Here is an 8,976-nt window from a genome sequence, read left to right on the forward strand (position 1 = left end):
CGCCGTCGCCGGTCATGGCCACCACCTCGCCGGCCGCCTTCAGGGCCGTCACCAGGCGCAGCTTTTGCTCCGGCACCATACGGGCGAAGATATTGACCTTCCGGATGCCTTCGGCCAGTTCGGCGTCACTCATCCGGACGAGATCGGGACCGGTGATGCAGTCGTCGGGGTTTTTCAGGCCGATCCGACGGGCGATGTTCCGGGCCGTGCCCGGATAGTCTCCGGTAATCATGATGGTCCGGATACCGCCTGCGTAGCACTCCTGGACAGCTTCGGCGACACCGGATCTTACCGGGTCCGACAGGCCCAGAAGCCCGATGAACCGAAAAGAGAAATCATGTTGTTCGCCGGGAAGCTCGGGCTTTCGGAACCGTGCCCCGGCCACCCCGATGACGCGGCGGCCCTTTTCGCTCAGGGCGTTGATGGGTTCCATCAGAGCCGTAGTCTGCTCCGGACTGAAATGACACAGGTCGGCGATGGCCTCGGGCGCGCCTTTGGCCGCAATGATGAGATCTTTCCCGTCCGGCGATCGCCAGACTCGAGACATGGCCAACAGATCCCGAGAGAGCGGATACTCCCGCAACAGTTCCCAGTCGTCGTGGAGGTGCTCGGTCTGCGCAAGGGTTGTCTCACCCAGGGATTTCATGGCTTTTTCCATGGGATCGAAGGGATCGGCGGGGCTGGCCAGGAGGCTGTACTCCACCACCTCGTGAAAGGCCTCGGGAAGGTCGTCGACACCGTCATCCACCGTCAAGAACCGTCCGTCGGCGTATAGATCGCTCACCGTCATGCGGTTGAGGGTCAGGGTGCCCGTCTTATCCACGCACAGAACCGAGGCGGCCCCAATGGTTTCGACGGCGGACATTCGACGGGTCAGCACCCGGTAGCGGGAAATCCGCCAGGCACCCAGGGCGAGGAAGATGGTCATCACCACCGGAAACTCCTCCGGAAGCATCGCCATGGCAAGAGAAAGGCCGGCCAGGAATCCGTGAAGCCAGTCCTCCCGGGTCATCCCATAGGCAATGATCACCACGATGCATAGCACGGCACCCACAGCCGCCAAGCGACGCACCAGCCGGCCGGTCTGCCGCTGAAGCGGCGTGTCCTCGGGCGTCAGGGTCTGGAGAGCCCGGCCGATCTTGCCCATCTCCGTGGCCGACCCCGTAGCCGTAACCCGGGCAATCCCTCGACCGCTCACCACAAGTGACCCGGAATAAACAAAAGGGAGATCGTCTCCCCCCGGCGGTGCCGTCTCGCTGCTTTCGTCCGTCGCCGCCTGCTTACGGACCGGGACCGACTCGCCGGTCAGGAGGGATTCGTCCACCGACAGATTAAACGCCGACACCAGGGTTGCATCCGCGGCAACACGATCCCCCTCCTCCAGCAGGAGCATGTCGCCCCGCACCACCTCACGTCCGGGGATGCGGATCTTTTCGTCGTTTCGGATGACCAGGGCCCGGGGGCTGGAGAGATCCCGGAGGGATTCCAGGGCCCGTTCGGTCTTTCGTTCCTGGTAGAAGGTGATCCCCATGACGACGAAGACGAACCCCAACAGCATCACGGCCTCCTGGATCTCGCCTGAAAGGAGGTAGATCAGACCACAGGCCAGGAGCAGGAGGAACATGGGCTCCCGGACCACCTCCCACGCGATGTCCCAGACCTGCCGTTTTCCGGCGGCGGGAAGCTCGTTATAGCCGTCTCTATCCAGGCGCGCCCGAACCTCCGCGTCGGTCAAACCCGTGAGGTGTCCCTCAGCCGATCGATCCATGTGCGTCTCCTTCCCTGTCAATCGTTGTGTCTCTATTTTTTTATCGTTTTTTCTCATGGGTTGCAAATGCTATTCGGCCGCTGCCGTCCAAATTTTGAAATGTATCTCGGCGCCAAAAGAGGAGACACCGTCAATGCGCCCATCATCAAAGGTGTTCGTCCGGTTTTCCGTCTTGATTCTTTTCGGGAAGATGCATACCTTGGCAATGTTATGGGGGAGCCTAAGCAGAAAAAGGAGGAGGATCCTATGCGTTCGGAATCTTACGATGTCGTTGTACTCGGAACGGGCCCTGCCGGGCTTCAGGCGGCCATCCACGCCGCACGGGCCAAGGTCTCCGTGCTCGTGATGGGAAGAGATGTGAAATCAAGTCTTTACCGGGCACATCTTGAAAATTATTGCTGCCTGGAGAAGGTGACGGGCCAGGAATTTCTGCAGCAGGGCATTCGCCAGGCATCCGATGCCGGCGCACGGTTTCTGCATGAAGACGTGATCCGGAGCATCGGCGAAGACGACGGCTTCACCATAGAAACGGAGAGCGGTCGGACCATCCGGACCCGATCCCTGATCATGGCCATGGGAATATCCCGCAACCGATTGGGCGTTCCCGGAGAAAAGGAATTTCTCGGCAAAGGGGTGAGCTACTGCGTGGATTGTGACGCCGGCTTTTACAAGGGCGTTCCCGTAGCCATCGTGGGAAACGCTTCCGCTGCCGTCTCCGGGGCTCTGACGCTGGTCTTCTACGCCTCGGAGGTCCATCTGATCTGTGGAAATCTCGAGGTCGCCAAAAAACTCGAAAACCAGGTTCGCGCATCGGACATCAAACTCCACGAGAACCGGGCAGTGAAGGAAATCTACGGAAATGCGGCGGTGGAGGCGGTAAGACTGGACGACGGCAGTCGGATCGGCGTGGCAGGTGTTTTCATCGAAACCGGTGCAAAGGGGGCTGTGGAGTTGGCGGCCGCCCTGGGGGTGGAACTCGATTCAGAGCAATATAAATACATCCTGACGGACGACGACCAGCACACCAACATTCCGGGAATCTTCGCTGCGGGGGATATCACCGGACCGCCCTGGCAGGTGGCCAAGGCCGTGGGAGAGGGTTGCGTAGCGGGCCTCGCCGCTGCGAAGCACGCCAAAAAATACAGATAAGCACAGCGCTTCGGCGCCGTTATCTCTGCGGGAGGAGGACAGTATGATCAAAGACACGGTTGAAAGTTTTGGATGGGTCTCCCGTCTGTTCCACTGGGTTGTCGCCCTGATGGTGCTGGGGATGCTCATGGGAGGACTGCTTCTGGGCATTCTGCCCGGGGGCGGATTCAAATCCCTGATCACGGGTCTGCATAAATCGACGGGAGTCACCATTCTCCTGCTGACGGCGCTCCGACTCGGGTGGCGCTATATCAATCCCCGACCGCGGGATCTCGGCCCCAATATCCTGGAGAACCAGTTAGGACGCCTGATGCACATCTTCCTGTATGTCCTCCTCTTTCTGCAGCCGACATTCGGCATCCTCATGTCCCAGTCCTTCGGATCCCCGGTCAGGGTATTCGGTCTCTTTACATTGCCCACCATCGTGGGCCGGAGCGACGCCGTCGGGTCGGTCTTCCATCAGATGCACACCGTCACCGCGCTCCTGTTGGCCGTCTGCGTCGTCATCCACATCGCCGCAGCCGTGAAGCACCACTACATCGACCGGGACCGGACCTTATTGCGGATGATTTCGGGGAAATGACAAACACCTTTCAGAGGGTGCGAAAGACAGACATTGAGGGCCGAATCGGCGATCTTCCATCCAGAACCATCTTCAAGGACAACGGCATCATGCGTGAATTGAGCGGTTTCGATATCGATGCGGGGGGCGGCGTATCCGCGCCCCTCAGGTACCACGTCAATCTCCTGGGACGTATCCTGGGCAATGTCATACGAGAACAGGCCGGAGAAGGCATCTTCTCCCTGGTGGAGGATCTGAGACACCATGCCAAGGCGGCTGAGGCCTCCCGGGACCCGGTCCTCTTCGAAGAGATATATCACCGAATCCATTCCCTCGATCTGGACGACATCTTTTGGCTCATCCGCGCCTATACGGCTTTTTTCCATCTGACCAACGAGGCCGAGCGCCGTGAGATTGCACGCATCAACGCTGAGGCCGAGCGCAGCCAGACCGACCAAACACCCCGGAGCGAATCGATACTGGAGGCCGTGTTCAAGCTCAAGACGTCGGGGCAGTCGTACGAATCGGTCAGGACTCTCGTCGATCGCGTGGAGATCGAACCCACGCTCACCGCCCACCCCACGGAAGCGCGACGCGGCAGTATTCTGTTCAAGCAGAACGAGATCGCCCGGCTCCTCGCGAAGGTCTCGCCGGACATCGGCCTGTCCGCTGCGGAGATCGGAAAACGAATCGGCAGAATCCACCGGGAGATCACGCTTCTCATGGTCACCGACGATATCCGGGCCGATCGTCTTCGGGTCGAAGACGAGATCGAAAACGGACTCTACTACTGCACCACGTCGATTTGGGAGACCATCCCCAGGATTTTCGCCGACATGCAAGAGGCTTTTGAAACCTATTACGGCAAAGCGCCCGATCTTCCACCGTTTCTCTGCTACCGCACCTGGATCGGGGGCGACCGGGACGGCAACCCCCTGGTGACGCCGGAGGTGACCCGAGAGGCCCTGGCCGTTTATCGGAAGGCCGTTCTCGAGAAATACCGGGAGGAGCTTCAAGCCCTCTGGCAACAGATGAGCGTTTCGGCCCTCCGAGCGCCGTTTCCCCCGGCCGTGGCTGAAAATATCGCCGGAGAGACCGACACCGTCCGACTCGACCCTCAGTTTCTCCACCGCTATCGGCACGAACCCCTGCGGGTCAAGCTGAGCTGTATGATCGAAAAGATCGACCGGCTCCTGGCCGACCCATCGGAGGCAGGCTATACCGCACAAGACTTCGAAACCGACCTCTGCCTCATCCGGGATGCGCTTGCAAGCGCCGGGCTCGGGGCTGTCGCGCGGGAAGGCCGTCTGAACGATCTCATCATCCGCGCCAGGGTGTTCGGGTTCCATTTCATCGCCCTGGATATCCGGCAGCACAGCCAGGTCCATGAACAGGCCCTTGCGGAGCTTTTGCGGCAGGCAGGCACCGTAGTGGATTACGCGAGTCTCCCCGAGGACGAAAAGATCCAGCTCCTGGCGACGGAGCTGGAAAATCCCCGCCCTCTGGTCGGCTGCAGGACCGAACTGTCTTCGGCAACCGCGGACGTGATCACCGTCATGACCCTCATCCGGGATGCGGCTCCGGGGGCCGTCCAAAGCTATGTCATCAGCATGACCCATGGCGTAAGCGACATGCTCGAGGTACTCCTCCTGGCCAAGGAGGCCGGCCTATGGGGTATCAGGGACGGCGCCGTCGACAGCCGGCTGGACATCGTCCCTCTCTTTGAGACCATCCAGGATCTGGAACGTTCGGGCGAGCTCATGGCCGAAATCTTCCAGAACCCCATCTACCAGCGGCACCTGGCGGCCCGGGGGAATTTTCAGGAGATCATGCTCGGATATTCCGACAGCAACAAGGACGGCGGCTACTGGACGGCCAACTGGTCCCTGGAGAAAAGCCTCAGCACCCTGGCCGACATCTGCCGGGATCACGATGTCGACTTCCGCTTCTTCCACGGGCGGGGCGGCAGCGTGGGACGGGGCGGAGGACGGGCCAATCAGGCCATCCTCGCCATGCCGGCCCAGAGCCAGAACGGCCGGATCCGATTCACGGAACAGGGGGAGGTCATCTCCTTCCGGTATGCCCAGGCCCCCATCGCCCGAAGACACCTGGAACAAATCGTCAGCGCCGTTCTCCAGGCCGCGAGTCCCGATCACTGCGGCATCGAATGCAGCCCCCCCATGCGGGAGACGATGGAGGCGATCTCACAAAAGGCCATGGCCGCCTACAGGGATCTTATCGACGATCCGGCGTTCTGGAACTGGTATCAGACCGTAACGCCCATGGAGCATATCGGCCGCCTGCCCATCGCCTCACGGCCCATCTCGAGAAAATCGGCCCGAAAGGTCCAATTTGACGATCTGCGAGCCATTCCATGGGTCTTTGCCTGGACCCAGACCCGATACAACGTTCCGGGATGGTACGGCATCGGGACAGCCCTCTCGACGGTCATGGAAGCGCGTCCCGACGCCCTCGGCATGCTCCGGGAGATGTGGCGCGGCTGGCCCTTCTTTCGGAACCTGATCAACAACGTCCAACTGGAGATGGCGCGGACTCATCTGACCGTGGCCGCCTTCTATGACCGGCAGTCATCGCTTTCTTTCCATAACCGCATCGCCGCGGAATTCGAACGGGCGGAAAAAGCGATTCTCGCCGTAACGGAGCAGGCGGCCCTCATGGAAAACCAGCAGGTGATCCAGAAGTCTATCCGACTGCGGACCCCCTACACCCACGTCCTGAATCTGGTCCAGATCGAACTTCTCAGGCGATGGCGCGACGCCGGGGCGGACGATGACGCCCTCGGGGCTCTCCGCCACGCCCTCTTCCTCAGCATCAACGGCATCGCGGCGGCCATGCAGAGCACGGGGTAGCCTCTAAAACCATTTTTTCCGACGAAAATAGAGTATCATGGCCCCGGCGGCGACAAGAATGACAAACCAGAATATTCCGTAGCTCCACCGGAATTCCAACTCGGGCATGTACTTGAAATTCATACCGTAGACTCCGGCAAGAAAGCTCAAGGGAATGAAAATGGTGGAGATGATGGTGAGGACCTTCATCACCTCGTTCATCCGGTTGCTGACGCTGGTGTGGTAGAGTTCCAGGAGACTCGTAGCCGTCTCCCGAAAGGTTTCGATGGTATCGGTGATCTGGATGATGTGATCGTAGAGATCCCGCAAGTAGAAGCGGCTGCTTTCCCGGATCAGGGGGCTGTCGCCCTTCTCCAGGCGCAGCGTCACGTCCCGCATGGGGAAGATGTGTTTTCGCAGATAAAGGATTTCCCGCTTGAGCTGGTAGACGGCCTCCAGGATCTCCGTCTCGGGGTTTGCCGTAAGCCTTTCCTCGATCCGCTCGATCTCGTCGGCCATGAGGTCGACCACCTCGAAATAGTGGTCGACAATGGTGTCCATGAGTGAATAGGCGAGATAGTCGCTGCCCATGTGCCGGATTCGCCCCATCTTGTTTTTAAGCCGACGAACCACCGTTTCAAAAAGATCCTGATCGCTCTCCTGGAAAGAGATCACGAAATTCTTGCCAAGAACAATGCTGATCTGTTCCCCCCAGACTGCATTTTCACGGTCTCTGAAGCTTTTCAGCACCGTGAAGAGACAGCTTTCAAAGGTCTCGGTCTTGGGTCGCTGCCCGGTGTTCAGGATATCTTCCATCATGAGCAGGTGAAGTCCGTAGCGGCCGCCGATCGCTTCCAGGATCTCGGGCTGGTGCAGCCCCCGGACCTGTATCCATGTCACGCCGTCGCCGTTGCGACAGCCGACCACATCCTCCGGGGTCACGCCTTCCCGCATGTCAAACCGGTCATCATCGTAATTCAGAATCGTGATCCTCACCCGCTCGGTGATCCGGTCGCCCACATGGATCAGAGACCCCGGCGACAGCCCGGTTTTAGCCGATTGGTCGTGGAAGAGTTTCGGCATGTCATCCATATAGCCTATTACCTTGCTTTTCAGAGTCTTTTCCATAGCCCATCCGCAGGGCCGTCTACATTCATCATATTGATCCGTTTCAGATTCCCCAGCCGCGCAAAAAAGCCTAAGATTTGAAACTGCTTTCCGTAATTAATTCACAAAATTTCCCCGTCCTCTGCCATTTTTTTCAGACACGCTCCATGCTATCTGAAATGGAAAACTCGAAAAAGGCAAACCGCTCGAAAGGGCGGGACGCAAAGCCTCTGACCTAACCCCCACTATATCGGGGCAGGGTGGCAGGGTTGCCGGTTTGATCAAGCCGTGATGGCTGCTTCATCCCGCCATAGCCTTGCGACATCTGCGGATTCAAAGAGATGTTGCCATGAAATGCTGTTTCCCAGCCGTATCCAATTTTTTCAATTCCAATCTAAGAAATATATTTTTTTTTACCAGCTTATTTTCATTGATCTTTTTCATAGCCCATTCTGGGCAGGCAGCCCGGGTTGCGCTGATCTGGGATCCCCCCGACATCATGCCTGCCGGATACAAAGTGTACTACGGCACCACCAGCACCAACTACACTCAAAGCATCGATGTCGGTCCCAAAACCAGTTGCACCATCCAGGGGCTTGAAGAGGGCAACACCTATTACTTTGTCGCCACCGCCTATTACACCAACGAACCCGAAAGCGGTTTCTCCAATGAGATCTTCCAGTATTTCCCGAAAATAGATTACGACGGCGACGCCCTCCCGGACGATGACGAGATCACCAAATATCATACAGATCCAAACAACACGGACACAGACGGCGACGGCTTGTCAGACGGGGATGAGATCCTCACCTATGCAACCGACCCCAACAACCCCGACACTGACGGCGACGGCATCAATGACGGATTTGAAACTTTTTCGGACATTATTCAGGCGGAATCCGGCGTCCTCGCGCCACCCATGCAGATCGCAAGCGAGCCCGGTGACGCCGGCCGAACCTACATCGAAACGACCCGGCAGGGAACCGGCAGTGCAGCATATACATTCAACGTTGACAGCGACGGCGTCTACGCCGTCACGGCCATTGCCTACGCCCCCGACAACAGCGCTGACTCATTCACGGTCTCCATAAATGGTCATAAGCCCCTTACTTGGGACCTGAACCCCAATGACGTCCCCAACGAATTCGGCCTGTGGAAGCGGTCGGTAGCCACTCGGCCAAACAAAAGAGGCTTCGGAGACTCCGCCACGTATATACCCATTACCGTAACATTAAAACAGGGCCCCCAAAGCATGGTTGTCATCGGAAAAGACCCTTTGGTGCGGCTGGATGCCTTCTATTTTGAAAAAATAAACAAAATTTACGACCCAGTGACGATTATCGCACCGCCCGTGCTCAGAATCATAGCGCAGTAGTCGCAGTGATAAAGCTGGATAGGATACCGGCCCGGATATCATCTCTTTTCTCTCAAATTCGCAGAATCCCGAGTTGTCACTTTTAAAAAAATCGAATAAAAAATCCATTCTCCGTCATGCTCATGGACAGCTGATTGACGTATCGGCACCGTGATCATCCCGGCCC

At 58.3% G+C, this 8,976-nt stretch carries 6 protein-coding genes and 1 riboswitch; of the genes, 4 read left to right on the forward strand and 2 right to left on the reverse strand.

The genetic code is table 11. The features are described from left to right. Positions 1 to 1,768: cation-translocating P-type ATPase (locus tag AB7S84_RS14750; protein ID WP_428155370.1), on the reverse strand; the 1,768-nt coding region annotated here is incomplete at its 3' end. Between the two features lie 246 nt (positions 1,769 to 2,014). On the opposite strand from AB7S84_RS14750, the gene AB7S84_RS14755 reads away from it, so the two are divergent. The 3 genes from AB7S84_RS14755 (at position 2,015) to ppc (ending at position 6,349) form a co-directional block, all read left to right on the forward strand. Continuing rightward, positions 2,015 to 2,917, forward strand: a complete 903-nt coding sequence (locus AB7S84_RS14755) for an NAD(P)/FAD-dependent oxidoreductase (RefSeq protein ID WP_020877373.1) — start codon at positions 2,015 to 2,017, stop codon at positions 2,915 to 2,917. Positions 2,918 to 2,960: 43 nt separating this feature from the next. After that, positions 2,961 to 3,500: a cytochrome b gene (locus tag AB7S84_RS14760; protein WP_428155373.1), complete on the forward strand. Its 540-nt coding sequence runs from the start codon at positions 2,961 to 2,963 to the stop codon at positions 3,498 to 3,500. An 89-nt stretch (positions 3,501 to 3,589) separates the two neighbouring features. Next, positions 3,590 to 6,349: a phosphoenolpyruvate carboxylase gene (ppc, locus tag AB7S84_RS14765; RefSeq protein WP_428155375.1), complete on the forward strand. Its 2,760-nt coding sequence runs from the start codon at positions 3,590 to 3,592 to the stop codon at positions 6,347 to 6,349. 3 nt (positions 6,350 to 6,352) lie between these two features. On the opposite strand, the gene corA is transcribed toward ppc, so the two are convergent. After that, positions 6,353 to 7,456 (reverse strand): magnesium/cobalt transporter CorA, encoded by a 1,104-nt coding sequence (gene corA / locus AB7S84_RS14770; protein WP_428155377.1) that lies wholly within the window; start codon positions 7,454 to 7,456, stop codon positions 6,353 to 6,355. A gap of 165 nt (positions 7,457 to 7,621) precedes the next feature. Further along, positions 7,622 to 7,712, forward strand: a riboswitch (cyclic di-GMP riboswitch). A 72-nt stretch (positions 7,713 to 7,784) separates the two neighbouring features. Here corA and AB7S84_RS14775 point away from each other — a divergent pair. Continuing rightward, positions 7,785 to 8,810, forward strand: coding sequence for a fibronectin type III domain-containing protein (locus AB7S84_RS14775; RefSeq protein WP_428155379.1), 1,026 nt, complete (start codon positions 7,785 to 7,787; stop codon positions 8,808 to 8,810). Positions 8,811 to 8,976 lie beyond the last annotated feature (166 nt).

The organism is Desulfococcus sp., from assembly GCF_050178255.1.
GTDB classification, from domain to species: domain Bacteria; phylum Desulfobacterota; class Desulfobacteria; order Desulfobacterales; family Desulfococcaceae; genus Desulfococcus; species Desulfococcus multivorans.

Coding starts and splice junctions, on each gene's coding strand:
- AB7S84_RS14755 (WP_020877373.1), top strand. CDS start 2,015: ATGCGTTCGGAATCTTACGATGTCGTTGTACTCGGAACGGGCCCTGCC.
- AB7S84_RS14760 (WP_428155373.1), top strand. CDS start 2,961: ATGATCAAAGACACGGTTGAAAGTTTTGGATGGGTCTCCCGTCTGTTC.
- ppc (WP_428155375.1), top strand. CDS start 3,590: ATGCGTGAATTGAGCGGTTTCGATATCGATGCGGGGGGCGGCGTATCC.
- corA (WP_428155377.1), bottom strand. CDS start 7,456: ATGGAAAAGACTCTGAAAAGCAAGGTAATAGGCTATATGGATGACATG.
- AB7S84_RS14775 (WP_428155379.1), top strand. CDS start 7,785: ATGAAATGCTGTTTCCCAGCCGTATCCAATTTTTTCAATTCCAATCTA.